General features: G+C 61.6%; 21 protein-coding genes. 13 read left to right on the forward strand and 8 right to left on the reverse strand.

The features are described from left to right. The first annotated feature begins 51 nt into the window (after positions 1–51). From MU551_RS01255 to MU551_RS01310, 12 genes are all read left to right on the forward strand, one after another. The gene (locus tag MU551_RS01255; RefSeq protein WP_247040319.1) at positions 52–288 is read left to right on the forward strand and encodes a hypothetical protein; all 237 of its coding nucleotides are present in this window, start codon (positions 52–54) and stop codon (positions 286–288) included. Between the two features lie 294 nt (positions 289–582). Beyond that, the gene (locus MU551_RS01260) at positions 583–3,375 is read left to right on the forward strand and encodes a UvrD-helicase domain-containing protein (protein WP_247040320.1); all 2,793 of its coding nucleotides are present in this window, start codon (positions 583–585) and stop codon (positions 3,373–3,375) included. Positions 3,376–3,493: 118 nt separating this feature from the next. Further along, positions 3,494–4,306 carry a hypothetical protein gene (locus MU551_RS01265; protein ID WP_247040321.1) on the forward strand — a complete coding sequence of 271 codons (813 nt, stop codon included), beginning with the start codon at positions 3,494–3,496 and terminating at the stop codon, positions 4,304–4,306. Further along, positions 4,303–4,914 carry a hypothetical protein gene (locus MU551_RS01270; protein ID WP_247040322.1) on the forward strand — a complete coding sequence of 204 codons (612 nt, stop codon included), beginning with the start codon at positions 4,303–4,305 and terminating at the stop codon, positions 4,912–4,914. The genes MU551_RS01265 and MU551_RS01270 overlap by 4 nt, the downstream gene beginning before the upstream one ends. Before the next feature lie 56 nt (positions 4,915–4,970). After that, entirely contained in the window at positions 4,971–5,561 is a 591-nt protein-coding gene (locus tag MU551_RS01275; protein ID WP_247040323.1) for a hypothetical protein, read from the forward strand. Between the two features lie 110 nt (positions 5,562–5,671). Further along, positions 5,672–6,373, forward strand: a complete 702-nt coding sequence (locus MU551_RS01280) for a hypothetical protein (RefSeq protein WP_247040324.1) — start codon at positions 5,672–5,674, stop codon at positions 6,371–6,373. Positions 6,374–6,375: 2 nt separating this feature from the next. Beyond that, positions 6,376–6,660, forward strand: coding sequence for a hypothetical protein (locus MU551_RS01285; protein ID WP_247040325.1), 285 nt, complete (start codon positions 6,376–6,378; stop codon positions 6,658–6,660). Between the two features lie 78 nt (positions 6,661–6,738). Further along, positions 6,739–7,065, forward strand: a complete 327-nt coding sequence (locus MU551_RS01290; protein WP_247040326.1) for a DUF4031 domain-containing protein — start codon at positions 6,739–6,741, stop codon at positions 7,063–7,065. A 35-nt stretch (positions 7,066–7,100) separates the two neighbouring features. Next, complete coding sequence (locus MU551_RS01295) at positions 7,101–7,574, forward strand: phosphatase domain-containing protein (protein ID WP_247040327.1); 474 nt, start codon at positions 7,101–7,103, stop codon at positions 7,572–7,574. Between the two features lie 166 nt (positions 7,575–7,740). Next, positions 7,741–8,124, forward strand: a complete 384-nt coding sequence (locus MU551_RS01300; protein WP_247040328.1) for a hypothetical protein — start codon at positions 7,741–7,743, stop codon at positions 8,122–8,124. Beyond that, positions 8,117–8,623 carry a hypothetical protein gene (locus tag MU551_RS01305; protein ID WP_247040329.1) on the forward strand — a complete coding sequence of 169 codons (507 nt, stop codon included), beginning with the start codon at positions 8,117–8,119 and terminating at the stop codon, positions 8,621–8,623. The genes MU551_RS01300 and MU551_RS01305 overlap by 8 nt, the downstream gene beginning before the upstream one ends. A 140-nt stretch (positions 8,624–8,763) precedes the next feature. Then, positions 8,764–9,006: a hypothetical protein gene (locus MU551_RS01310; protein WP_247040330.1), complete on the forward strand. Its 243-nt coding sequence runs from the start codon at positions 8,764–8,766 to the stop codon at positions 9,004–9,006. A 25-nt stretch (positions 9,007–9,031) separates the two neighbouring features. Here the strand turns inward: MU551_RS01310 and MU551_RS01315 are convergent, their stop codons facing one another. Both MU551_RS01315 and MU551_RS01320 read right to left on the reverse strand, forming a co-directional pair. Continuing rightward, the gene (locus tag MU551_RS01315) at positions 9,032–9,676 is read right to left on the reverse strand and encodes a hypothetical protein (protein ID WP_247040331.1); all 645 of its coding nucleotides are present in this window, start codon (positions 9,674–9,676) and stop codon (positions 9,032–9,034) included. Between the two features lie 113 nt (positions 9,677–9,789). Then, a complete protein-coding gene (locus MU551_RS01320; RefSeq protein WP_247040577.1) occupies positions 9,790–10,803 on the reverse strand; it encodes an ATP-dependent DNA ligase in 1,014 nt (337 codons plus the stop codon). A gap of 169 nt (positions 10,804–10,972) precedes the next feature. Here MU551_RS01320 and MU551_RS01325 point away from each other — a divergent pair, with 169 nt between their 5' ends. Continuing rightward, complete coding sequence (locus MU551_RS01325; protein ID WP_247040332.1) at positions 10,973–11,347, forward strand: hypothetical protein; 375 nt, start codon at positions 10,973–10,975, stop codon at positions 11,345–11,347. A 111-nt stretch (positions 11,348–11,458) separates the two neighbouring features. Here MU551_RS01325 and MU551_RS01330 read toward each other — a convergent pair whose 3' ends face one another. From MU551_RS01330 to MU551_RS01355, 6 genes are all read right to left on the reverse strand, one after another. Beyond that, entirely contained in the window at positions 11,459–11,836 is a 378-nt protein-coding gene (locus MU551_RS01330; RefSeq protein WP_247040578.1) for an HU family DNA-binding protein, read from the reverse strand. 111 nt (positions 11,837–11,947) lie between these two features. Further along, positions 11,948–12,313, reverse strand: a complete 366-nt coding sequence (locus MU551_RS01335) for a hypothetical protein (RefSeq protein WP_157242206.1) — start codon at positions 12,311–12,313, stop codon at positions 11,948–11,950. 30 nt (positions 12,314–12,343) lie between these two features. Further along, positions 12,344–14,164 (reverse strand): hypothetical protein, encoded by a 1,821-nt coding sequence (locus tag MU551_RS01340; RefSeq protein ID WP_247040333.1) that lies wholly within the window; start codon positions 14,162–14,164, stop codon positions 12,344–12,346. Position 14,165: 1 nt separating this feature from the next. Then, positions 14,166–19,718 (reverse strand): hypothetical protein, encoded by a 5,553-nt coding sequence (locus MU551_RS01345; protein ID WP_247040334.1) that lies wholly within the window; start codon positions 19,716–19,718, stop codon positions 14,166–14,168. Positions 19,719–19,868: 150 nt separating this feature from the next. After that, on the reverse strand, positions 19,869–23,903 hold the full coding sequence (locus MU551_RS01350) for a type IV secretory system conjugative DNA transfer family protein (protein ID WP_247040335.1): 4,035 nt from the start codon (positions 23,901–23,903) through the stop codon (positions 19,869–19,871). A gap of 133 nt (positions 23,904–24,036) precedes the next feature. After that, positions 24,037–26,085 (reverse strand): hypothetical protein, encoded by a 2,049-nt coding sequence (locus tag MU551_RS01355; protein WP_247040336.1) that lies wholly within the window; start codon positions 26,083–26,085, stop codon positions 24,037–24,039. Between the last annotated feature and the right edge of the window lie 79 nt (positions 26,086–26,164).

Below are 26,164 nucleotides of genomic sequence, written 5' to 3' on the forward strand. Positions count from 1 at the left end.
CAGGGGCGTTCGTGCGTCTGCATCTCATATTGCACAGGAAGAGAAGGCCTCATGACCGTCACTGTCCCCGCCTCCGGCTCGGCCCGGGAGCAATTGCTCCATAAGACCACCCAGCTCTCTGACAAGGCCCGGCTTCGGGTCGCCGCCCATTCCGCGAGTCCGGCCGACTGCCGTGAACTCGCCCTCATGCTCGGCCTGATCGAGGTCGATCCTTCCGGATCCCTCGTGAAGGCCAATCCCTGGGAGATCGACAAGGTCGACTCCCCTCCGGGCTCGCCCAAAGAGTGAGCCGGTAATGGACGACCGTGCGCCTGGGTAGCGCGCGGTGTCCGGGGCTGCACGGCTGACGCCGGTGCCCCCGGACTCAGGGGCCTTACGGCCCCTGACGGGTGGGTTGAGAGGAACACGGGAGGGCTCGTCGTCAGACGCGAGCCCTCCCGTGTTCAAACCTGCACCCAAACGACCCAACTGCTCATCTACGAGCATTCGACTCATCACACGACTCTGTCACAATGGTGATACGACTCCCCAATCAAATATCTCTCGACTCACCTATTGATCCGTCCGACGAAAGACGACACCATGCCTATCCTGCTCGATGACATCGACCTCTCCGCAGCTGCCGTCGCTGCCCAAAAGGCTGCCGACCCGAAGTTCTTCTCCTCGAAGCTGACCGGATCCGGCAAGAAGACCGGGCTGCTCAATGAGGCCCTGCGTCCGATCAACACTGCAACCAACACCGCCTACGCCATCGCGCGGGACATTGAGGTCAAGCAGAGCTCGACCCAGCACGAGATCACGACTTCCACGGTGCCGCTGGCCCCGATCACGCGCCGCGCGCTCCTTTCGGGCGGCTCCTTTACCCTGCCGGTGCCACACGTTGACGACTGCTTCTCCGTCGATGTTTCTGCCAGCAAGATCCAGGACTGGGACGTCGTCTTCGACATGATCCCGCAGGGCCTGACCCTGTACGAAGACAAGTCCGGTGACAAGATGGCCCGCGACCTCGTCATCCAGTACCGCATGGAGCTTTACTTCTTCAAGCAGGGCCTGGTGGAGCCCGAGCGCGCGACCTCGGTTGCCCACTCGAACGGATACGGCAACCACGATGCTGCCGTGCTCCTGCAGTGGGACACCAGCCCTTCCGAGAACGCCCGTGGGTTCATCGAAGACGTCCTCGCATCGGCAGGGCTGACCGCCTCAAACCTCGACGAACTCGCCGAGTGGATGGACGAGTACCCGATCCACGAGCGCATCACCCGCCTCGCCCAGGTCTGGGACTCCGAAGCGATTGCCGACGAGGTCTGCCAGTACGTGCTGGACATGCCGGCCAGCCCCAGTGAAGAACAGCTGAACATGCTCGCCGTGCAGCTTCGCTACCTGGAGAACTACAACGTTCCGCTGGAAGCCTACCGCCGGATCCACCAGCAGCTGGACGCCACCTTCTCCGAGCAAATCGCGGCGAAGCTGTCCAAGCAGAACCTGAGCCTGCTGATGAACCACACGCTCGACCACCTTGACCGGATGAAGAGCCAGCTGGTGACCCCGACACAGCCGGTAACGCCTCCGGTCCTGCCGGCGCACCTGTCCAAGCAGCAGCTTGACGCACTCACCACGCATGAGCCCCTGGTGATGACCCAGGCCGGCGCGGGCACCGGCAAGTCCACGGTGATCCTCGAGCGCATCAAGTACCTCGAAGCCTGCGGCGTCCCCGCCTCGGACATCACGGTGCTGAGCTTCACGAACGCCGCGGCCGACAACATCACTGAGAAGAACCCGAACGTCGGCTCGATGACGATCGCCAAGAAGATCATCGACATCTACTCGATGAACCACCCGACCCACAAGGTCTCGGCGATCGACACGATCATCAACTCGATCGACATCTTCTACCCGAACAACCAGTTCGCAGCGACGTTCCGTCATCGCCTGCTGGAGGTCGACCAGAACAAGACCGGCGCGTTCACGGCACTGAACACCTACGTCGAGAACCACTTTGACGAGGTGATCGCGCTGCTGGACCAGATCCAGCAGACGTCCCTGGAACTGCAGATCATCATCTGCTACCAGAAGATCGACGACATGGTCGAGCCTGCCCACGTGCAGAGCAAGTACCTGATCATCGACGAAGTCCAGGACAACTCGGTGTTCGAGTTCATCTACGTGCTGAAGTACATCACCAAGCACGCACAGTCGCTCTTCATCGTCGGCGATGCCAGCCAGACGCTGTATGAGTTCCGCTCGGCCAACCCGAGGGCGCTCAACACGCTGGAGGGCTCGGGAGTCTTCGCGACCTTCCGGCTCACGACCAACTACCGGAGCAACCAGGAGATCCTTGACTTCGCCAACGTCGTGCTCGGTGGACTGGAGACCAACCAGTTCGCCAACATCCAGCTGCAGGCGAACTCGCTCGCGGTCCCGACAGCCGATTCCTTCCAAGCGAAGGTCAAGCTCGACTACCGCGAGTTGCCTCGGATCGGCACCTTCGTTACTCAGGATCTGCAGCCAATCGTGCGCAACACGGTGATCCCGGACTACGTTCAGGGTTGCCTCGACCGCGGTGAGCAGGTGGCTTTCCTCGCTTACTCACGACGGGAGGTCGCGCTGATCCAGGAAGTGCTCGAGAAGGCATACCCGAACAAGCACGTCGCATCGCTCGTCAGCGACCGGGTCTACGCCACGGACATCTTCTCGAAGTACATCAAGTTCTACTGGAACGACGTCCTGCAGGTCCAGCCTGCCAACGCCTCGTTCGTGGTCTCCCAGGGGATCAAGGACAACATGGGCAAGCTGACGAAGAACGCTGGCAGCCCTGCCGTGGAGAAGGCCATTCTGCTCACCATCTCGCAGTGGTGGGTAGAGAACAGCGCCACGATCAACGGCTGGGTCGCCCTGTGCAACCAGGGCACGCTGCCGCACAAGGCGTTCTTCGACCGCCTGCGAGACAACCTCCTGGGATTCGAGATCGCTCGCAACCAGCAAAAGCTGAACGTGAACAAGCAGAAAAACCAGGAGCGCAAGCGGAAGAACCTCGAGTCCAAAGCCGACCTCGTCGTCTCAACGATCCACGGTGCCAAGGGTCTCGAGTTCGACAACGTCGTCGTCCTCTACAAGGAGGACACGCAGATGAGCCAGGACACCAAGCGGATGTTCTACGTCGCCTTTACCCGCGCCATGAAGAGCCAGTACGTGCTCTCCTACGGCACGGTAAAGAACCCGCCGATTCAGAGCAGCTACGAGCAGATCGTCAACGCTCTGACCGAGCGCGACGAGAAGAACGCCTTGCGTGCCCAGGGTATCGACCCGGACCTCATGGTCGACGACGATGCCGCTGGCTCCGTCGGTGATCAGCTGCCGGTCCCCGAGGCCGTCTGACCGATGACCGCAGAAGGCGCGGACGCTCCACTTCCTCCCTGACCGGGGAGGACGGAACGTCCGCGCCTTCTTCTTCGCACACCCCTCTTGATCCACCGCAGCTTCGAAGGAGCATGCCATGACCACCATTGGAACCCAGGTCGACTCCGACGAGCTCGTACCGGGCCCCGACACCACCTACGACCTGATTATCTGTCACAACGACAGAATCATCTTTCACGACCACTACCCATCACCTGCCTTTCGGCTGCGTATGTGTGAACAGCTGCTCACAGCCTCCGACGTCGTGGCCGGCGTGGTCGATGCTTCCCGTGCGAACGAGATTCACGAGCTGTACCAGTCCCACGTATCGCAGTGGGAAACCGCCTCCGATGCCGTCGTCAATGCGATCTCCAAGCTCTGCCGCCGCTGGGGTGTGCAGATCTACATGAGCATAACGAAGAAGAAGACTGCTGCCCCCGCTGTCCTCTTCTCGGTCGTCACCCAATACGGCCCCGGACAAACCGTTGCAGAGCACTTCCCGACCCGTCAGGCCCGCCGTGCCAGCCTGATCGAGCGTGCCGAGTCGTTCTTTGACGCTCCTGGCCACATCCCCGAACGCGTCCTGTCCGACGACCAGCGCCTCGCCGCCCTCGTTGCGACCTTCCTCATGCCGGCCACCGTCATCCTCACCACGACGATGGTCTGTACCGCCACCTGCGCGTCCAGGCCCCCGGCACCCGCATGTGGAGCTGGGACGTCACTACGTGGCCCGGTCACCTCGCCACCAGCGGTGACATCGCCGACGGCCATGTCTTCACCCGAGAGCCCGACATGCTCGAGTTCTTCACGATCGCGGGCCGGAGCGAAGGATATTACTCCGATGGCGCACCAAGCATCGACGTGCGCTACTGGGCCGAGAAGCTCTGCGGCGGACGGTCCCACGAGGTGAAAAAGTACGACCCCGACATCTTCTTGCAGCTGGTGCGCGAACACCTCGAAGAGAGTGAAGCCCTCGGCGACGAAGCTCAGACCATTCACGAAAAGCAGCTCGCGCTCGTGAAAAAGGTCCACGAGCTGCGAGGCCTCGACAACGAGGTGATGCAGACCAGCCTCAAGGCGTACTGGGCTGCACAGGAGAAGGTCAGCCATAGCGGCGCATTCGACACATATACCCTCGCTCGCTCAAGCCGTGAAGACCTTACGAAGGCCCGGAACGAGGCCAGAAACCACCTCTGGAGCACCGAGGGCATCTCCGACGAGCAGCACGACAGGCTCATCGAAGAGTTCGACTGGTATGAAATCGGAGACACCGAGATCGCTGAGCAGTCGCCGGCCACGCGCCGCCAGGAAATCCTCGACGACGCACGCTGGCACGCCGACAGTGAATCCGAGGCACACAAGTGGCTGCAGGAGAACGAGGAACACGTCGGCTCCGACACCTGTGAATGGAACCTGCGGGAATACGACATCCACTTCCTGTTCACCTGCTACGCAATTGCTCTGACAACCACGCTCTGGCGCGAACACCTCGCCAACCAGGAAGTGGATGCTGCATAGCACTGGCCAGTCGAGCCGAATCTCTTCCTTCACCCCGGAACAAAGGAACAGCTGTCATGCCCCACGAGACCGTCGATACCCAGCGCTTGGACCAATTGAAGAAACGGCTCATTGCCGCCACCGGGTCTTCTGGTATGACCTCGTTCTACGACGGGAAGATCCACATGTCTCTCGACGAGTGGGAGCGTCTTGTCAGCTCCATCGAAGGAGCCCGCCAGGAACTTCAGTCCCGCGAGCTTCACCACTTTGAGGAAGAGCAGATCTCGGCCAGGGCTCAGGCGGTGCTCGATGAAGCCCGGCGGCTTTGCGAGAGCGTCGAATACAGAGTCCCCGGCAAGCACGAGACCTGGGACGCTTACCATGAAGGCCGATCTGCTCTCTCCGACGAGATCCAGCAGATCCTCGACCGGACCAATGAACCGCACGCCGCGACACACGAACGCATCAATACCGCGTTCAACCGAGCCGCCGATGAGGTTCTCGAAATCGCCCGGGACGACGGCGACGAGCTGCTGCGCGACGCAATCAACCTCGTCGTCAACGCCGGGCTCCACTTCCTGGAGCACCCAGAGGCTTCGCTCGAGGACGCCGCCTCCGAGAATTACGACAACGACTTTGCTGAGGAGCTCCTGGACTCGCTGCGATGACCTCGCCGAGGGCCGGGATGCTCACTCCATCGGAGTGATCGTCACACAACACATTCGCCTAAGCCGGGCTCCCGCCACGCAGCCAACCCTCTAATCCACAAGGAGACCCCATGGGATCCAGCATGCTCACCGCCACCATCGCCGTTCCCGCCAACCGCGAACAGCCGCCGGCGTTCGAAGTCGGCCGCCAGATGATCAACGAGATTATCGACGTCGAACTCTTCGCGTTCGATGACCCGGAATCACAGCTCGAAGAACTCGTTGAAGACTTCGACCCTGCGGTGCACCTGGACGCAGACGGCTTACCTACCTTGGGAATCACCCGGAAGACCGGCCTGCAGATCATTGACGCCCTCGAAGAAGCGCTCGACTCCAGCGAAACTAACACCATCACGATCGCCGGCTACTTACTCCACATCTCGGGCGGACTCTCCGGCGGCGACGCCCCGACCGAAGCGGCCGATGCAATCTGGAACGCGTACTACCTGCCCGAAACGGTCCTGCAGGCCATGGGCTTCATTCGGGACTACAGCAAGCCGCTGTCCCGGACCAACGGGAACCCGGGAGAGACTACAGACACTGACATCGTCGACGCCATCGCACTCGGGCTCGGCACGAAGCCTGAGTGGTCAGGAGCGGACGAGCTGGAGTGGATCGCCAACGCCATCGGTTTTGTTCGGCCGCGCCCCGGAGACCGGGACCCGCGTGAGTACCACGAGGAATTCATCGACCAACACGATTTCGATCCGATCCAGGCCAACTTCCTCACCGGATATGTCAGCAAGTACGACGACGAAGGCGACGAGGGATAACCATGGCCAACACGACCTTCATTCTCTGCGAATGCTGCACGCTCGTGCTGGCGAACGACGACGAGTCCGGCTGCCGGGACTTCCACGGTCACAAGCACGCCCCGTTGGACGTACCGCCCGGCACTGCCATCTCTCAGGGTCCACACACCTGGAACGGCAGCCTGGAGCTGACCTGCCATGGCCATGAAAAGGGACTCATCCAGCCCGGTGAGAACTTTTGGCTCGCCGAACTCCAGACCGAACAACCGGCCCGCACGTCCCCACTGGAGGGAGCAACCCATGACTAAAACAGCAAAGGTGGGAAGCCCCGTCACCAATCCGCTCTTCGGCTCCGGCATCCACCAGCTGCTGAAGAGCGGTGCGGAATGACCGTCTACGTTGACAATGCCTACATCCCGGCCAAGGTCCGCTCAGGTTCCCTCGTTCATGAATCCCGTTGGTGCCATATGACCGCGGACAGCACCGAGGAACTGATCACCTTCGCCGTTGCACTGGGACTGCAACCGAAGTACATCCAGCACCGGGGAACGTGGAAAGAGCACTTCGACGTCACCGAATCAAAGCGTCGATTGGCAGTGACAAAAGGTGCCGTTGAAGTCTCCTACCGGGATCACGTAATGGCGATGGCCCAGCGGCGAACAACTGATTCCGGGACGAAGGACAAGAAATCAGTCGAACCTCAAACTCCTTAATAACGGAGATGTCCTCACCAGAAAGAATAGAGATTATGACCCCGAGCAGACCTGCTGCCGTCATCGTCGACATCGACGGGACAGTTGCTACGCACACCCTGCCCGACGGTAGCCTCATCCGGCCTCACCACGAGTACCGGCTCGTCTCCTGGGACCTTCCCAACCAGCCGGTGATCGACACGGTCCGCGCACTGCGTGATGCCGGATTCGAGATCTTGTTCTGCTCCGGGCGGCCCATCATTGAGGACCACGGTGTCAACATAGGAAATGCCACCTATGCCTGGCTCGTCGAGCACGTGGGGGACTGGACCGCCCGAGCTCCGTTGTTCATGCGCGGACAAGGCGATTCAAGGCCCGACGACATCGTCAAGACCGAGATCTACGAGACATTCATCCGCGGCCACTACGACGTCCGGCTGGCACTTGAGGACCGCCCCAGGGTGATCCGTGCCTGGCAGGCTCTCGGCTTGCCCGTATTCGACGTAGCCCCGGAGTCAGACGAGTTCTGACCCGCACTCTGGCTTCAGCCCGTGCACCGACCCCGATGGGGGTCTGTGCACGGGCTTTGCTTGTTCCTCTGAACATTCCACACCTCTCGAATTCCATTGCCGAATCACCGGGAATGGTCATATACGAGACACTGACAAACCATTCCACCCCGAATAGACTGGAACCATGACTGACGACAACGCCGCCACTGACCAGCCCGACACGACACTCCCGAAGTTCTCCGTAAACGTCGCTCCGACCGAAGGAATTACCGCAGCGCACCTCAGTTCGCTGATCGAGCGCTACCGCGACGGTGAGACCGAGCCATTGGTCTTCGGTGACGACAACGTCCCCGAAGCCGCGATCATCCCGTTCGCAGCCTTCGTCCGCCTGCTGAAGCGCGACCATGCAGACGCTGTCCGCGAGGAGCACGCCTTCCAGTCCGAGCTTTTGCACCGTATCCAAGATGCTGACGCGTCCCGAGACCCGGGCATAACGCTGGACGAGCTCGGCGATGAGCTGGGGGAGCCAGCCCGATCCATGCTCCGCAAGGCGCGTGACGATGACTAACGGCCTGCGCATCAAGGTCCATCTCACACCAGGGGCGCGCGGCGACATTGAGCAGCTGAACCAGCGGGCGCTCAAGCATCCGCATGGTAAGGACGAGGCCTTGCTGGAGGCCACCATCGTGATGCTGCACCGGCTCAACGGACGCCGCCACCCGACCAAGCCGCTGGATTACAATCCCCATTTCGCAGATCTATCAGACTGCGATACAACCTACGTCGGAGCCGACGCCTACGAGAAGCCACCGCTGCGGATCGTTTCCCGGGACATCCGCCCAGAGCAACCCCATGGAATCACCCGGCGCGAAATCGTCGCCATCGGGGCGCGTCGGGACAGCGAGGTCTACAGGATCGCCGGCCAGCGACTCGGACGCCCCTTCGGCTTTACCTTGGACCAGCTGGCAGCGCAGCGTCAGCCGACCGCCGGGCAGGACCGGACACCGCGCGCCGGCCGGGGCGTCGACCAGCCCTTGTCCACAGAGTCGGATCTTGCGTTCGACTGACCATTCAACGTCGTTTCTGTTCATTGCTGAGTGCTTCTCGAAGACCCGCGACGGGCCTGGGCGGCCCTCGCCGTACTCGTCATACCCCACATCGGCATGTACTACCTGCTGTTCGAAGACCGGAAGTAAGGAGACCCACCATGTTCAAAAGCACACGGGCAATCGTAGGCCTCTGTCTGGTCGGCGGGGTATCACTGGCAACCGTCATCGGCTGGAGCACCGGATTCTTCAGCCAGGTTGCGGCCTTTGTCGGCGGCCTATGGACGGGATTCACCACCTGGCTCAGTTCGCCCTTCGGCTGGGATCACGTCATTGCCGGGGCTGGCGTGCTGCTCATCCCTGTCGCTATCCTTGTCGCGATCTTCATCGTGGTTGACAGCTGATCATCAACCATTCCTGCATGTTCGACTAGGAGGAAGGATGGATGAGCCGGTCCGGGGGAGCAGTGGTCTTTCCCAGTTGCGGAGCTCCAGTGCTATCAATCCAGGTGACTGTGAAGGTGACGCCCTCTTCAAGACCCTTCTCCGTAACCGCACCCTCGAACTGTCTGCCAATCGCATCAAAGGTCTCGTTAGGCCAGGCGGAGAGCTTACCGATGTTGAAGTACTCCGGATCGGCTTCAATCCGAACATTACGGACGGGCGCTCCGTTGTTGTAGAGCCAGAACGAGCCGGGCCACTGCGTCGCCTTTACAAACCAACTGGGCCAACCAACACGGCTCCTCTGTAACTCAATTTCCTGGGCATGATCGTCATACCCATTCTTCATCAACTTCTGCCGGTCCTCCGGGGTAGTAAGTCTTAGCCCCCAGATTCGCTTGGGGAGGCGCACCCATACGGCTTCCCGCCAGCCCTGAACCGCGAAACTCTTTACAAAGAGGACCAGGACCAAGACAGCGCCCGCAATCCACAAACCGAGGCTGAGACTTTCTTCCCAGGTCTTTCCCTCTGCCCACTTATTCCAAAAGAAGCCGATGATCAGTACACCCACGGGTCCAAAGGTTTCGACACCCATATTTGACCAAAAGCCACTCTTTGATTCCTTATTACTCACGAGTGCAGTGTAGGACCCAGACGGGATCCGGCATGGCTTGAAGTGAATGCGGGCGTGTCAGAGGACAAGCGTGATTGAACTGTAGCAAGCAAGGCATTTCCTGTCTGCGGCTATTACTCCCGCTCGAAGTCTGCCGGGAAGCTGACCTCATCCGGCTGCAAATCCGGCCGGACCCGCACGAGGCGAACCGAGTGCCGAAAGGCCTGACCCGACCAGGCGACGTCGGCTGAGACCTCCGCAACCAGAGGTTCCACCAAAGTCAGGTGTATCTTGCCGCTTTCCTTGGTGAATCTATCGAGCGACCTCTCGCTGATTTCTTCCGGCCATGGATGCTTCCCCTGTGGCGGCCGAAGGTAGGGGGCCAAATCCCGTCCGGCACGAGCCGACAGGGGACCGGATCGGCCGACAATCCGCAATCGCCCATGCAACGGCAAACCCACGACCACGCCTCGCGGCTGGGTTGCCGGACCTATGACCGCAGCAACAACAACATCTACAACTTTTCTGCTTTTGACCTTTAGCCAGATGCGCCGTGGTTCATAAGTTTGGGCCTCACCCTTGACCAGGATTCCTTCAACACCAGTGGCCGGCATTTCTTGGAGCCAGGTCTCCGCCACCGCCCGGTCCTTGGTCACCGGCGACAGATTCAATGGCGGTACCCATTCACGCGCCAGCTCTTCCAGCAAAGTGCGTCGGTCCCGGAACGGCAATCCGCGGATATCATTCCCGGCCACTGCCAGAGCATCAAAAGCTATCAGCGAGGCCGGACTCTGATGCACAAACGCCGGAAGTGCCGCTTTGGCCGTCACCAGGCGAAGCTGTAGTGCATCGAAATCCAACCGGTCCCCGGACCACACCACCAGCTCACCATCAATGACACAGCCCGGTGGAATCTGCTTACCCGCAGCAGCCAAAACGTCCGGAAAGTATCGGCTTAGATCCTTGCCTTGCCTCGAGTACAACCACACGTCACTCAAGCCGACAAAACATGCTGCGCGGAAGCCATCAAATTTCATCTCGAAAACGGAACCGCCGGTCAGCACATCCCCATGCGGAATCGACTCCACGGCCTTCGCCAGAGCGAGGTCTACAGGAGGGTGCAGCGCAGCAGGCACACCTTCAAACATTCTGGGCACAGCGTAAACCCATCCCGCCAAGGCCGGAAGCGGCGTACCGCAGCAAAACAATGGCCCGTGACTGTAATCCGGGATAGCAAGCTACAGAACGTCACAGCGAAGCTGTGACCGGGTCTTGCTCCGACCAGGGAAACCAACCACGTCCGAAATGAGAGCTGTCATGTCCACTGAACCTGCTCTGATCCCCATCAATACCGCCGGCACTGCCGGTGGCAAACGGTACGCCGAACCCACATCACAACAGATCGAAGATGCAGCAGCTCTGATGTTCCTGGCGGCAACTCGGAAAATTCTAAGGACCCAGGAGCACATCCGGGATGTGCAGCTGGAGCTGGAAGTGACCTACACGGTTCACAACCAGCGCAGCTACCGCGTGCATGCCACTACCCGTGCAGGCGAAAGCATCACTGGTACTATCGGGCATCATGTCCATCCCGCCAATGGCACCCCTGAGACGGCCGCTTGGAGTATTGCCCGGGAAATCCGCAACGCAGCGACCAAACGCCGTCAAAAGGCAGCCATCAAGCTTGTCTGAATCGCGTCGATAAACCACGGCCAAGAATGGTCGTGCCAGACACAGAAGAACCCCGGTGATGCCTTGCGCATCACCGGGGTTCTTCTTTTTTATCCGCCTGTTTCACGTCGTCTAAGACGCAGCCTCGAGCAGGCGCTCTTCCGCCTCGTCGAACTCGTCCATCACGCCGTAGATCTCCGGATCGGTCAGGGTGGTGTTGTCATCTGAATCCAATCGGCGGTTGATACTGCGCGACGCAGAAAACTTCAGCACCGAATAGTCATCGACGTCCTTCTTGCCAAAGCGGACCTTGTGACCCTTGTGCGTTTGTCGGCAGAAGCGACCAAAACCGGTGAGCATCACAATATCTCCACGACGAACCGAGTCAGTCAGCTCTCCGATCAGGGATTCGTACACCTCACTCACGATCCGGATTGGCTGTCCGCTGCGGCTGGCCACCTTCGAAATGAATTCACGCTTGCTGATGCGCGGATGCCCCGTCGTCTCCATGCCCACACCCTGTCCTTACGTCCCTCGTGATCCGCTTCTATCTTGGATATCAGTCTATCCGACACATATGCCTATCGGAAAGCTATCGATAGGTCTATCACGACCAGTTGGTTAGAGCTCAAAGTCTGGATCGATAGATTCCCTGGCGTCCTTGTACTCGTAGTCGACCGATTCGATAATGGACCTCGTCTTCGGGTCGTGGCGCGTATTCACGATCTTGTCGTGCGATTCGTCGAACCGCTGCTGGTCCGCGATCCTGTGTGCCGCGTTGAGCTTTGCGTTGATGTTCTTATCGCCGAACTCCATCATTGAGCCGACCGAGGACTTAGCGCCCTGCTTGGTCGCGTTGACGGTCGACTTGTTCTGAACACGCTGCTGCTCCCAGCGGCTCCGGTCCTCTGGCGTGATGTATCCAAACATCTGCGCGAGTCGCGAGCCGTACCGCTCCTGTTGCCCCACCTGCTGATCGTCGCTCATGGTGATTCCTTCCTATTATCGGTCTGCCGCTTACGCCGGCTGGTACTCGTCTGCCCCGCGCTGCGCCCCTGGCCCGTCACCTTCATGCTGGGCCGAAGGACCGGGACCCTGGCGGAAGGGCTTCGGCCGCATCCGCTGTTCGGCGAAGAACGCCGCCGGATGGTCAACCGCGTCGCGCATCCGGCCCTGCCAGTCCTCGCCGAGAGCCAGCCTCAATTCGTGTTCGAACTCTGGGTCCTCCTTGTTGATCTGCTCGACTGCGTCGACATACGCATTTGAATAGACCCGCTGCTGCTCCTCGTCCGGGATTCCATCGATGTCCATGCTCGCGAGCATGATTTCGGACTGATCGAAACGCTGCTGCAGGAGAGGGTCCAGTCCGCTGGTATCAAGGCCCTGTTTCTTTGCGGCGAAGCCGACCATGTAACCCATCATGCTTCCCGCCAGCGCCTGGCGGCCGCCCTTGTTGACACCGTCAAGCATTGCGGCCTTCATGGTCTCTGCCAGCTGGACCTGATGCTCATCCGCCGTCATCGGCTGGCGCAGGGTAAACATGCCGTCTGCCGGGATCCTGCGGCCGAGGTGATCGTCAAACTCGCCGGTCCACACCTCGCGCACGCGATCCGTCCCCGCCATGCGCTCTTCGTGCGGGGGAGCCTTGACGATCCTGCCGTGGGACACGCCGTTGAACATCAGACGCAGCTCCGGTTCTGATTCCATACGCTCGCCGATGATCATCCGTGCACGCTTGACGACCTCAGCACGGTCCAATCCGTCCTCGTCCATCTGGCCGCGCAGCCGCTTACGCATCGCCTTGTAGCTGGCATGAATCTGCTTGCTGTCCTGTTCGGGATCACGCATCTTCCAAAACGCGTTCTCCATCAATGCAACCTCTGTCATTGCCGCAGAGTCAGGTGTGAACGTCTCGCGGCTGCCCCGGTCACGATGCTCCATCTTCTCCATGCGGCGCTGCCACTTCTTCGACAGGTAGTCCGTGCGGTCGTGCTTCTTGCCCTCCCGGCGTGCCAGGAAGTCCTGGTCACCGGCCAGATCCGGATTCCTGTTCAACTTCGACTCGGTGCCCAGGTCGATGACCCGGTTGTACTGCTCGGCCGAGTTCTCAGCTCCAGCCCTGACGGTCCTGGTTCGGGCGTCCATGCGCTCGTGGATCTTGTCCTTGAACGGCTGCAGGTACGACTCCATCTCGTTCTTGAAGTCCGGGGAAAGCATCCGCATTGCCATCATCATGCCTGCGGCTTGGATGATCGAGTTCGGATTCACGCCGCGCGTGAGCGGCTTGAGGCAGCTCTGCATCATCATCTGCATGTAGACCGCGTGCATGGCGTTGAACTCGTGTTCGCGCTCTTGGTCATTGAACCCGGGCACGAGCAGCTTGGAATCCCGGAGGGTCTCCATGTACTTCTCACCAGCCAGCTTGGTTTCCGCGCGAAGCTTCAGCAGTCGTTCACGCTCGTCGAGGCCGTCGCCATCGGAGGCAGCGCGCTCCTCGTCAACTCTGCGCTGCTGCTCCCGGCCATCGGGGTTTGCCCGGGTCCTCGCTCCGAAGAACTCGCGGGCCCGGTCCCGCAAACGCTCGCGCCGGGCGTTGGCGGAACTCCGCGACTCCGTCCCGTCAACAATCTCGGCATCGACGATGTCCTCGTCCGGCCAATCTGCCGGTGCGGCCTCCTGCGACGGCCGCACCGGCTCTGCGGGCAGAGGGCCGCCACGACGGTCCTCCACACGGTCCGCGGTGCCTGAATAGACGTTGCCGGAACTATCCACCGGCAGAGCCTTCCTGGCCCGCCTGTTACCGCTTGGGCCGTTTTCAAGTTCCTTGTCCTGTGCCATCTCAGTTCCCCATTCCGTAGTCGTCGTCACTCTTCTCGGGTTCGGCCTCAAAGTTCGGCGTCCAGACCGGCCGACGTGCTCCGACGCCGACGGCGTGCACCGAGCGCCGTCCCGCGCCACGTGCCCTGGCAGCGCCGTCTACATCCGGGGCGATTACGTCGCGCTTGACCACCGCGGCGTCCACTGCGATCTCAGCACTCTCCATACCGTTCAGGCCGTCCAGCCCGAGGATCTCGAACGCGTCCAGCTGCTGGGCCGCCGCCGAGCGCACTCGTCGGGTCCCTGCTGAGGCGAACTGTTCGTTCTTCGCTCCGTCGAAAATGCCTTCGCGATCCTTCGCTGCCTGCAACAGCGCCGCAAAGTCGCCACCGTAAGCCATGCGGTCCATCACGGTGCCGGCCAGAGACGGGTCCTCCTCCAGATTGCGCACAAGCCCCGTCTTCGGGTCTTCCAAGGCACGTGCGACGCGCGCCACGTGGTCAGGATTGACCGTGACGTTGAACCCGTCCTTGGCTTCATAGAACTCCGTGAACTGGGCCTCCCACTCCTCGGCCGTTGCCTGGACAGCCTCACCGTCGGAGAACTCGGGCCGCCACTGGCCGGGACCGACATGCTCGAGCTTGCGGCCCCTCCAGAGATCACGCCCCGGGCCCTGAAGCATCTCGTACTTGTGCCGGGCTTCTGCTGCATCGTGTTTGGCCTGCAGGATCGACTGGGTCACCGGGTAGGTAACCTCCAGCACCGCTTTGAGGTCCGCGCCTCGCAGGGCACGCACGGCCCTCTGCGAGAAAGAGCCACCGAGTCCCGTTCCGTGGGCCTTGATTGCCGTGGCAAACATACTCGCCTCCTGGTCCTCCTGGGTGATGCCGGGCCTGCCCTGGTCGTCGCCGAGGTTGCGGGCATAATCAGCCAGCTTCTTCTCGCTGCCCTTCGCGCCGGTCTCAACGCAGACCTGGCGCACGCTCTGCAGGTGCGCCTCACGGTCGGAGAACGTCAACGCCGCACCGAATTCACCGCGCTGGGCAGAGCGATAGATACCGCTGAGCTCGTCGGTGAGTGTCTCCCGACCGGTGCCAACCTCGTAGGAGTCGTCGACGAAACGCAGCCGGTTCGCCTCCGCCAAGGAGCTGTCCAGATCCTCCACCAGGTTCGGGTTCTTCGACAGTGCGACCTGCGTGTCCAGAGAAACCTGCATCGCCAAGGGGTGTGAGCCGTCAGGCTTCACCACTCCGGTGTCCAGCAGGTTCGAGGGCACCGAAAGCTTCTCAAGAGCCTCAGCCTTCGCTGCCTCGCTGTGCAGCTTCACCACTGCGACCGCATCGCCGTCGAAGTCGCCGTCGAAGCACTGATCCATGACCGGGTTGATCGCCGCGCCCGTGAGCCGGTCGTCGATGGCTACCCGCATGTAGCGCACGCCGGCGTCGCGCAGGACCGGATCGCGCCAAACCAGAGCGTGGTCGCCCTCGGTCAGACCCAGCTGCCCGGCCTTGACCGAGCTCAGGGCGATCTGGTCGATGTCGAGCCGCGGGTCCGCGGTCCAGACCATTGTCGCCGAGTCGGACAGGCGCGAGGACATCAAACCTGTCTTGAAGATGTTGTTCTTTCCGGTGAGTACCCGGGTCTGCACATCAGTAGTGATCGCTTCGAAGGAACGCTGGGCCCGGGACACGGACTCACTCATACCCCGCCGCACTTCCGCGCGCTTCTCCGAGGACAAGCCCTGACCGTCCAGCTGCTCGGCCATAAACCGGTAGCGGCAGGCCTCGACAAAAACGTCCTGGTAGTTGCGGGTGTAATCGTGTGTGACCGACGTGCCGTCGTCGAATTCCTGCCCGCTGCGCAGGTGCGAGGAAAGCACAGGCAGCTTCCAGGAGGACGCACTGACGGTCTCGGTCTGCTCGCCGGTCGGATACGCCAGCGGAAACGGGATCTCCATGTCGCCGCCGCGGTCACCGATCAGGTCGCCAAAGGACTTACGCATCGCTGTTGTGTTCAGCCCCGGGAGCGCGCCCTCACTGCGTGGCTGAGTGCGCATCAACTCCGGCATCGGGATGAGACGGCGCTCGGGACGCTCGTCGATGCTGTCGGACTGACCGACGACGCGCAAGGAGCCGTCGGCTTCCATGTCCAGGCCCGCGACAAACAGGTACTCGCGCAGGTTCGACTCGGCCCCGGAGTTGTGACCGTAGAACTCACGCATGATCGCAGGGCAGTCCTGGGACTGCAGCGCCCACGCCAGCTGCGAAGAAGCCTTGCGGCCCTTACCGGCCCGCACCTGCTCGTCATCGTAAATTTTGGTCTTCTCGTCGACGGCCATGTGGGTGACGACAAAGCGCATCTGGCCGATACCGTCTGCCACGTTGTTCTCGGGAACAAACGGTGCCACCAGATCCTGGGTCTCACCCGCCATCAATTCACGGGCCGACCCTGCGTTGCGACGCGAGATCAACGAAAACGGACTCATCACAACGTCCATCTCGGGGTTGGCGCGGAACCAGTTCAGTTCTTCCTCGATGCCGTGGGACCTGGCTTCGTCCAGCGGCATGTCCCGATCCACAACCAGCGAAATTACACCCTTGTTGCCGTGCAGGTCCGAGATCTTGTCGCCCACGACGAGGTCACGCGGCTGGCCACCGGCCCCGCGGATACGATGGCGCTCGGCGAACTCACGGCTCACCACGATCGGGTCGTCGGCCGTCCAGCCGCCGAAGGTCATCAGAGCGGTACCCGTGGGCTTGGTGACCTCAGAGGACTGCATGATTGTCGAGGCCGTCATCTGCTGGCGGTCGAAGGGGTCGTAGCGCAGCGTCTCCAGCTCCGGCCGGCTCATCAGCGGAGCACGGGACCCGGTCACAGTCTCCGGGTTGCCAGGCTCGATGGTGCCGTCCGGGCGCACCGCTGCATCCTCGGTGAGATAGCGCACGATGCCCTGGTTGGTTGCGCCACCGGTCATCACCGGGTCGAAGTACCCGCCCGGGGCTGCAACGTGGTTGCGATCGGTTCCCGTCAGGACCGTCATGTTCCGCCCGCCGGTGAGCTTCCAGGCGTCGAAGACGTTGTCGTCGGCCGGGTCGGTACGGTCCCGCTCGGCGCGGTACTCGGCGTAGATCGTCGAGCCCTGCTTGATCTCGTTGGAATAGCGCACGCGCTTCGCCTCGGTCTCCAGGATCGAAGCCGTCCACTCATCCAGACGTGCCGTGATCTCGCCGGTGGACTCATCGAGCTCGTACGTCGTGGCCTGCTCGACAAAGTCGACCGGGTGCTTGGTGCCGTAAAGCTGCGAGTACACGGCGTTGAGCGAGGCCGGCTCTCCGGTCCGGCTGCGTCCGGAGACGAGGTCGCCCGCGATCTGGTACTGGATGCGCTCGTGCATAAGCTGCTCGTAGCCGCGCAAGACAGTGCGCTCTTCAACTGACTTAGGAGCTTCGCCAGGGATCTGTGCCTTGATGCGCGCTTCGTAGCCGGGGATGATCAGCGCGTTCTCGCCGCTGGCGAACTTCGTGACGATCTCGCCATATTCGCCGACGTCGAAGACCTGACCGATCTCACCGGAGACCGGGGTCGTCTTGCCGTCGCGTCGCAGCTTCTCGCCAGTCCAGCTGATCACACCCTGCTCGTCGACCAGGATCTCAGCCGGCGTCGCGGCATTGCGCACCAGGCTCTGGCGCACGGTATCGCCAATGCGGCGCATGAACTCCGAGGAGTGCTCGGTGATCGGAATGGCGGTGGCCGCATTGAAACCGACGATCCGGTCTTTGAACCGGGTCGCCTGAAAACTGGTACCCATCAACTCGTCAGGGGAGACCCCGCAACGACGCAGAGCCGAGGCAAGGTTGTCGAGATTCGACCACTGACCTGTGGGGCTGGTCATGTACTTGGCCACCCGGGACGGATCGAAGCGTTGCTCCATCCATTCGCCGTCGATGTAATGGGGTTCGGCGTCCCATGTCCCAACCAGCTCGAAGGGAACGTCGTCAGCGTGCCCGCGGACCTTTTCCGCAGGCGAGCCGCCGTAGACGAGGTTACCCAGATCGGGCACGTCCCCGGCCTGCAGCTCGCCGATCTCGTCCAGGCGCTCCTGGTACATCTCCTCGGTCGCGCCCGGGCGCAGCAGTTCGCTGCGGGCCCCGATAAGCACGTCCCAGTAAGAGCGCTGGATCGCCGCAACCTCAGGGTCCGATGCGTACTCGGGCGGCTCGATCTCATCGACCACACCCTCGGTGCGCTGCAGCTCGGACCCGGCACGAAGAATCAATTCTTCAACACCCAAAGCAGCACGCAGATTCTCCCGCGCGGTTTCGACGGCCTCACGTCCATAGATTTCTGCGGGCTCGGCGTCGACAAAGAAGGTCGGCAGGGAGCGGTTCTTGGCGTCGCGGCGAAGCATGATCTTGGACCCGGGACGTGGGGCATTCTCACCGGGGACCACGTAGTCGGCCACTACGAACATGCTCTCGCGGTCGACATGGTAGCTGTCGGGCACATCCACAAGTGTGCGGCCGCGGCCGCGTTCGGGATGACTGGTGCCGACCTCGCCGACAGCCACTCCAGGGAGATCCTCACGTTCAACGCGCTGCCCCTGGGCGAAGCGCAGCAACCGCACTGCCTCCTCCGGAGTGGGCGAAGGAACCGCCATGCCGCCCGGAACCCGGTGGTTGGTGCTGTAACGCAGGACAGTGCCGTTGTCGTAGATGCGTGCGCCGGCGTACTCCTCCTGCCGTGTGTCGGTAAGACGGATCTCCATGCCGGTCCCGGCGATCTTGGCCTTGATCTGGCCCGGCTCACGGTCGCGCAACACCTCGTAGGACACGCCCTGCGACTTCAGCTCTTCGAGCAGAGCAGCCGAGCGGGTCACGGCACGCTGGGACATGAAACGGTTGCGGTCAATGCGGCCGGTCTGGGGGTCGCGGCCGCCGTCAATGACCCACTCCCGGACCTGGTCGTATTCCTGGCGGCTCATCTTGTCCATGAGCGCCGTAAGCCCTGCTGCGTCATCATTGGTCATGGCCCGCCCGGCTTCGTAAGGCTTTCCTTCGGCGTCAACGCGCCAGAGCGTCATGTTCCCGCGCCGGGGATCAGCCAGAGTCTCGACCTCGCCGTCGGCGTTCTTCGTGATCGTTTCATCAGGGATGTACAACAGCTCGGTCCCGGCCCGCTTCACGGTCGCCCGCTCGGACCACGCCGGGTCGTAGGGGCTGATCGGCAGCCGCGCCGAACGAGGATCCGCCTGCGCGCCGACGCCCGTGGCGCGGGTAAAGTCCCGCTGCAGCGACTGATAGCGCTCGTTCTTGGGGGAGTGGTCGCCGAACTGCAGCTCATAATCCGGGACCTTCTCCGAGAAAGCCGCGTCGATCGCGCTCAGGCAGTCGGTGACACCCAACCGGGGGTCAGCCAACGCGGTTCCGCGCTGCCCGAGAATCTGGTCGACTCGTGCGCGGATAGCTTTGGCCTGGGAGATCGGAATGATCTCTCCGCTCTGATCCCTTCCCTGTTCGACTGCCTTATAGAACACGTACTCGTAGAAGTACCTGCGCAGGCCATGTGCCTTTTTCATCTCTTCTCAGCCTCCTGTGGATGCTCGGGTGACATAACTATGTATAGATCATACCCAGACCATTCGATAGAAAGCGAGTAATGAGTCGATAGATGAGAGCCGTGGCAGTCCGACTCATTGAAGGACTGCTACGGCTCGTGAAAGGCGTTACTACTTCGACTTCATCTCGACCGCCATTGCCCGGTCAAAGCTGCCGTCGGCCAGGACCTCCCAGCTGGGCAGCGAAGCGAGGAACAGATAGAACGCGGCGTGGACCTTGACCGTCGCCAGCGACCGCAGATCGTCCTCGGTTACGTCCTGTTCGGCGTACACCCGGGAATTTTCGTCGCCGATCTGACCGTTGAGCCGGCGGGCCGCCTCGGTGAAGGCATCGGAACGGACCTGGCTGATAAAGGTCTTCGTCCCGTCCGCGCTGCGCAGTTCGCCGTCACCGCCGACCGAGAAATGCTTGTGGTCCTGCTGCATCTCGACCAGCGCTGCCTTGTACGCCTCGCCGATCTCGACGTCCAGTGCTTTGACCTTGGCCGAGCCGTCGAGATTGATCAGCATATCTTTACTGATCGTGCCCTCGGCGTAGACCATACGCCGGTGGTCATTCAGTGTCGTTGCGTTCGCAGCCACCGCAACAGCGACTTCGACATTCTCGAGGAACTCCTCGTCGCTGCCCACCATCATCGCTTCGTAGTCATCCGGATCCACGATTACCGGGGCATTAGGATCGTCGCCGTCATGGGCCATCGTCATCCTGGTGATGACCTCCATGACCTCATCTGAGTAGACGTCCGGATCCAAACGTTCGATGTCAACATCCTTGTAGTCATAGGTCTCCTGGTACAGCGTCTTGGCATCCGGAGCCTTGACTGCCTGCGCCATGCGCTTGTCGAGCATCTTCACAAAGTCGGGCTGGTTCATCCGCACGTCGAACTCCATCGCCGAGCTCAGCGTCGGAATTGTCTGCAGCGAGTACTCGTGCCCGGGGTGCCTGATCGTGTTACCCAGCAGCTTGTACGACATCGGCAGGATCGTCTCGTTGCGGTTCCATACGGGCGCGTCGCCGGCGCGCAGCACGATGGAGTTACGCGGAGCAAGGAACGCGAAGTCGTTGTACTTGATCAGCGGCTCCTCCTCCGTCGAGTAGGTGCGCGAGATCGCCCCGTCCGTTTGCCCGCCAACCACTTTGTCCAGGTTCTGCGTGATCTGCTTGGAGCTGGCGTGCGTGCGGTGCGTCTTGCCGCTCATCTTCTCCAAGGTCTCGATCATCGAGTCGTCGGTGGATTTGAGGAAGACGATGTTTGAGGTGTTGCCTTGGACGATTTTGTCGACGGACTCGCCGTAGACGTCGCGCAGCTGCTGCAGGGTCTGCAGGATGAGCGTGAACTGCTGCTCCTGTCCGAGGCCAATGCTCAACATCGTCTCGAAGCCGGAAATGCCGTTGCCGTCGGACTGCAGGTTGCCCAGCTCGTCGAGCATGAACCGCGTGCGGTACAGCGGCTTCTGGTTCGACTTCGTCATGTATGACTGATCGAACGATACGTCCACGAGCTGCTTGACCAGAATGAGAATCAGCTTCGCGTACTTCATCAGGTGAGGGGGAGTCACCAGGAAGACCGCCTTCGGCGACTCCGAGTACCGTGCCATCGTCTGAGTGATCGCCCGCGCCTGATATTCGACCTCCTCCGGGTTCCCTCCGCCGGAGAAATCCAGCTTCCGGCTTGGGAACGTCGTATCCCCAGGCTGGAACGAGAGAATCTTCCCGTCCCGCTTCCCACCCTCACGCACCGGCTTGAGCTCACGCACCACGCCGTTCTTTACGATCTTCTTGCCGGTCACCGGCTCGACCACGAAGTGGCGTCCGTTGAGCGACAGCTGGTAGTTCTTCTTGAAGTGGAAGTAGAAGGTCCGCACAAGCATCCCGCTCTGGGGATTCTTCAGCTCCAGCTTCAACCAGGCCTCGTCCTTGGGGAAGATTCCCTTGAAGTTGTAGCGGGCCCAACCCACTCGGCCGACGACCTCAGCGTGCTCGAAATCCTTACCCAGCGATTCACTGAACATCGGGTCCGCGTACGCCGTCCAGCTGGCCTGCTGTCCCAGCAGGTGGTCGCGCTTGAGAAAGTTCGGTGAGAAGCGCACGCCAAGCCGCCGCGGAAACGACAGGCCAGCAAGATCGGTGTTCTGCGAAGGCTTGCCCGAGGTCAGCGTCGAGATCGTCGGGTCGGTGAAGAAGCTCATACCGGTGATCGCGATGCCGTACACCGAGGACATCATCTTCTCTGCGCCAGCCATGGCGACCAGGGCATTGTGCGCGTTTCCGACCAACGTACGCATCGAGTTGCGGGGGAGTGCCTGTGTCGCGTTGAAGTACAGGGTGAGCAGGTCCTGTTCAGCCTTGCCTTCCCACAGGAAATCCTTCTCGGCGACCTTCGCCTGCTCTTCGACCAAAGCCTCCTCGTCTTCCTCGAACTCGCCGGCCTTGATGCGCTTCTCCAGCTCGGCTGCCGGATTCTTCCACTTCTTCGAGGTCAGCTGCACGAACAATTGGTAGCAGTTGTAGAGCGTGACCTTGCCCCACATGTCGTCCAGGCGATGCTCAAGCGTCTCGGGATCCATGCCAGTCACAGCGGCATACTCACGCAACTCCCGCTCCTCCTCGAGGTAGAAGTCGATAAGGCCGTAGGCTGCTCGCTTGAAGGCGTTGTTTGCCGCGTTCGGCCAAACCGGATCCTCGCCTCCATCGAGCGGGAAGAACACTTCGCCGATGTTCTCGATGTAGAGCGCGCACTTGGTCGAGTCGCCCTCACGGGCTGCGTCGGCCGCCATCCCCAGCGGATTGTAGATGTCGGTCTTCATCGAGTTGATCAGATTGAACTGCACCGGCTCGAATCCGCGGGTGACCAGCGGAATGTAGTTCTTGACAAGAAGCTCGCCCTTGGGGTCGTTGATGACCATGTTGGAGGGGTTCTTCTCCCGGCTCCACATGTCGATCATCGGCTCGATGTACCCCTGACCCTTACCGGCTCGGGTGATCGCCAGAACCATGGTGTTCACCGGTGCTGTGTCCACGATGTACGCACCGGCTGGACGCTGGACCTCATAAGCCGGGAAATCCCAGTCGTCCTTGATCAGGTCCGCCACGGTCTTGTACTTGCCGAGCTTGTCGCGGTTCGAACCGTCAGGGTTGTAGGGGATCAACGTCGTGTCATACTTCTTCCGCAGTGCCTTGTCCTGCGGCAGGCCCGAAGCGTCGAAAAGAGCCTCGCCGAACTCCTCGTCGATAACCGGCAGGGTCTTGACCAACGGATTGCCTTCGGCGTCGTCCATGATCTCGCCCTTGTAGTAGACGAGTTTGCCATCCTCGTCGATCACGTCGGCCTCGGCCCGCTGGGAGACCTCGACGGAACCCAGGCCCTTTTTCCTGAGCATCATGTGGCTGATCATTGAACTGACCTGGACTGCGGAGTGCGCGCCGGCGTCCGGGAACCAATCGTAGGCCTGCTGGATCTCCTCGGGCAGCGCAATGTGCTGGTCATTGCGGTGGTCGTTGATGTCGGTGTGGTCGACATGCGCGTTGTGCTTCGCGACCTGGCGGCCGGTCCACGTTCCGATCACAAGAGCGACGAGCAATCCCGAACCCAGGGTGAGGAAGAGCTTGAATACCGAGACAGCGGCCAGCTGCTCACCGAGGCTCGTCGCGCCGGATGCGGTCTCCTTGGGTTCTGCATCTGCCGGGGCATCCTGGGCCTCCGTCCACCACTCTGGTACGGGCACCTCCGCGAGATCCCTGTGGCACTTGCCCCCGAGTTCCGGGTTGCCCTTCTTATCGAGAGCGCGGTAGCAGCTAACGGGCACCCCACCCTGCCCGGTCGTCGTGTCCTCGACGTAATACGAGGTCGGCGCACGGCCCTGGCCGTTTCCGCCCAGGCCATCCCCCAGAGTCGGACCTACCGACATCACCGCCGTGGCGATGACTGAGAAAAGCACCCATGCCACGACTGCGACCAGGCTCCCGACAATCCCCGCAAGCACCATGCCGGGAGTGTTCGAGCGCTTGCTCAACCGCTCGCCCCGATCAAGCTGCTGATCCTCGTAGACGTCCCTGTTCGTCAACGTCTCACCGGGCCTGCGGGCCGAGAGCTTCTCCCATCCGCGCGCCTTCGGACGTGACGCCTTCCACCTGCTGCCTGCCATGATTACCCGCCTGTTCCTGCGTGTCTTGCTTACTGTGCACTGTCCTTCGTCCCGCCTCCGGAGACGACAACGGCGCATGGAGTGCCTCCATGCGCCGTCCATCCGATGCGCTCGGCCCTTACGGGGCGTCGCGTCAGCCGCCCATCCCCGCGCCGCCGATGAAGCCTGCGAGGCCGCCAAGCAAGGGCAGCGCCACGATGAGAGCGACGATCATCTTGTTGTAGCGACCCTGGATCTCCGAGGCCCGCGTGAGCTCGCTGGCGTACGATTCCTTATCGGCCAGCAGCTCTTCCATCCGCGCCTCATAACGACGCTTGACCGAGTCCTCCACGGACGCCATCTGCTGGAGCAGATCCGTGTTGCGCTTGGTAGCCGAGTCAGTTTTCTCCTTCTCCAGCTCCAGGCTGTGCTGCCACTCCGAATCGCGCCCCTGCATCTGGGTGATCGCGTCCTTGCGGCTGCGGTCGAGCTCGTCCTCCATCCGGCGGATGCGATCAGCATGCTCGCTGCGGATCGACTCCAGAAGCGCTTCCTGCTCGCGTCGGACCACGCCGATCTCGTCGGTGGTCCGCTGGTGCTCGGCCAGAGCCTCGGCCTGGACGATGTCCGCCTTGCGGTTGTCATCGACGATCCGTTGGATCTCGTCCTTCCACTGGCCCAGGCGCGCCTCCTCGGCCTCGAGGTACGCCCTCTGCTTCTCAGCGAGCACCTCGAAGATCCGCGTAGTGCCGATCTGCATCTTCAAGGCTGCGTCGGAGCGGCGCACGCGCAGGATCTCCTGCTGGTCGTGCGAGTAAGCGTTCTCGATGACCCGCTCGATCTCGGCTACAGCGTCGCCCTGCTCGCGTTCCATACGGGAACGGTTGCGCTCCTTGTACTGGATCTCAGCCTGGATCGCCGCCTGCTCGGCGAGCTTCTTGGCCTGGGTCTCGTGATCCTTGAGGATCTCAGCCTTGCGGGCACGGATCCGCTGCTCCTTCTCGGACTCGCGCTCCCGGTGGGCCTCCTCGGTGCCGTCCTTGAGCGACTTGTAGCGCGATCCCGGGCGGTCAGTGGCCACCTCACGGATAACCTGTTCGACGTGTGCCGACATCAGATTCACGTACAAGGTACGCAGCTCGTCCTCATGCGCCCAGCGAAGCTGTGAAAGGTCGGCGTTGGCCTGCCGGTTGAGCTGAGCAACCTGGTCGCCGAGCCATTCGGTCGCGCCTTGAGGCACGTCGATTTGCACGACCGGTGCGCCGATGGCAAAGGTCGCGTTGAACTCGGAAAGATCAACCTGGAGATCCAGATCCTCAGAAAGGAAGCGGCGGGCAATGACTTCGCGAACCTGTTCCTGGTCCTCCAGCAGCACCACATCCTCGGCGCTCTGATCAAGGGCTCCCGATTCCTCGTCCAATTCATCGAGGCCACCGGACCCGTCAAACTCCGGCTCGGCTTCGACGGCAAACGACTTGGGATCGACCTCAGTGCCGAAATTGATCGGCTCATCGTCGAACAGAGGTTCGTCAGCACCCGCAGAGTCGAAGATCGGCTCATCGCCAGTATCAGAGTTGCCGCCAGGGAGTTCGTCAAAAATGTCGTCGCCCCCGTCCTCCACCACCGCGACTGCCTCCGTATCGGTGGATGCACTTCCGGCCGCGACCTCGTCGAACGCAACTCCGCTGTGGTCCTTCCAGGCCTGCTCTCCAACGGCCTGCTCAAGGCTCATCGCACCAGCGGCGACCTCCTGTGCCTGTTTGAATGTCGCCTCGTTCACGAGGTCCACCAACAGTTCGCCGCTGGGCTTCTGCCACACGACTGCCCAGGAGTAGTCGGCACCGGTGAAGAGTGAGTACTCCTCCATCCGGGAAAGCGTCTCCGCGTTCGGGATGATGCCAAAAACTTCTTCACCGAGCATCTCGGCGGTAGCCACGGTCTTGATCTGGTCTGAATCGATGAGCTCGATGATCGACCCTTTGGCCTCGTCACGGCCATGCCGCTTGCTCAGCCCTCCGATGTTCTCCGCGGCAAGTACGAGCATGACCCATGCCGTACCGCTGGGGAAGACGAACTTCGCGTTCGACCGCAGCAGCTCTACCGCCGCCGGGATCGCCGTCTCCCTGACCACGGAGGACAGCAGCTCGTCAGGCTTCTTCTTCCGATCCTTGTTCCGGCTTCCAGCCGTGCCCAGAATGCCCATTGGTGTCGATCCCTTCGATGATGAAACGCAGTTCGCCTGGTATATGAGTATCCTATCGCTTTCCAGTCGATAGGAGCAA

The sequence above is a fragment of the Arthrobacter rhizosphaerae genome (assembly GCF_023062595.1).
GTDB classification, from domain to species: Bacteria; Actinomycetota; Actinomycetes; order Actinomycetales; family Micrococcaceae; genus Arthrobacter; species Arthrobacter rhizosphaerae.

Coding starts and splice junctions, on each gene's coding strand:
- MU551_RS01255 (WP_247040319.1), top strand. CDS start 52: ATGACCGTCACTGTCCCCGCCTCCGGCTCGGCCCGGGAGCAATTGCTC.
- MU551_RS01260 (WP_247040320.1), top strand. CDS start 583: ATGCCTATCCTGCTCGATGACATCGACCTCTCCGCAGCTGCCGTCGCT.
- MU551_RS01265 (WP_247040321.1), top strand. CDS start 3,494: ATGACCACCATTGGAACCCAGGTCGACTCCGACGAGCTCGTACCGGGC.
- MU551_RS01275 (WP_247040323.1), top strand. CDS start 4,971: ATGCCCCACGAGACCGTCGATACCCAGCGCTTGGACCAATTGAAGAAA.
- MU551_RS01280 (WP_247040324.1), top strand. CDS start 5,672: ATGGGATCCAGCATGCTCACCGCCACCATCGCCGTTCCCGCCAACCGC.
- MU551_RS01285 (WP_247040325.1), top strand. CDS start 6,376: ATGGCCAACACGACCTTCATTCTCTGCGAATGCTGCACGCTCGTGCTG.
- MU551_RS01290 (WP_247040326.1), top strand. CDS start 6,739: ATGACCGTCTACGTTGACAATGCCTACATCCCGGCCAAGGTCCGCTCA.
- MU551_RS01295 (WP_247040327.1), top strand. CDS start 7,101: ATGACCCCGAGCAGACCTGCTGCCGTCATCGTCGACATCGACGGGACA.
- MU551_RS01300 (WP_247040328.1), top strand. CDS start 7,741: ATGACTGACGACAACGCCGCCACTGACCAGCCCGACACGACACTCCCG.
- MU551_RS01305 (WP_247040329.1), top strand. CDS start 8,117: ATGACTAACGGCCTGCGCATCAAGGTCCATCTCACACCAGGGGCGCGC.
- MU551_RS01310 (WP_247040330.1), top strand. CDS start 8,764: ATGTTCAAAAGCACACGGGCAATCGTAGGCCTCTGTCTGGTCGGCGGG.
- MU551_RS01320 (WP_247040577.1), bottom strand. CDS start 10,803: ATGTTTGAAGGTGTGCCTGCTGCGCTGCACCCTCCTGTAGACCTCGCT.
- MU551_RS01325 (WP_247040332.1), top strand. CDS start 10,973: ATGTCCACTGAACCTGCTCTGATCCCCATCAATACCGCCGGCACTGCC.
- MU551_RS01330 (WP_247040578.1), bottom strand. CDS start 11,836: ATGGAGACGACGGGGCATCCGCGCATCAGCAAGCGTGAATTCATTTCG.
- MU551_RS01335 (WP_157242206.1), bottom strand. CDS start 12,313: ATGAGCGACGATCAGCAGGTGGGGCAACAGGAGCGGTACGGCTCGCGA.
- MU551_RS01340 (WP_247040333.1), bottom strand. CDS start 14,164: ATGGCACAGGACAAGGAACTTGAAAACGGCCCAAGCGGTAACAGGCGG.
- MU551_RS01345 (WP_247040334.1), bottom strand. CDS start 19,718: ATGAAAAAGGCACATGGCCTGCGCAGGTACTTCTACGAGTACGTGTTC.
- MU551_RS01350 (WP_247040335.1), bottom strand. CDS start 23,903: ATGGCAGGCAGCAGGTGGAAGGCGTCACGTCCGAAGGCGCGCGGATGG.
- MU551_RS01355 (WP_247040336.1), bottom strand. CDS start 26,085: ATGGGCATTCTGGGCACGGCTGGAAGCCGGAACAAGGATCGGAAGAAG.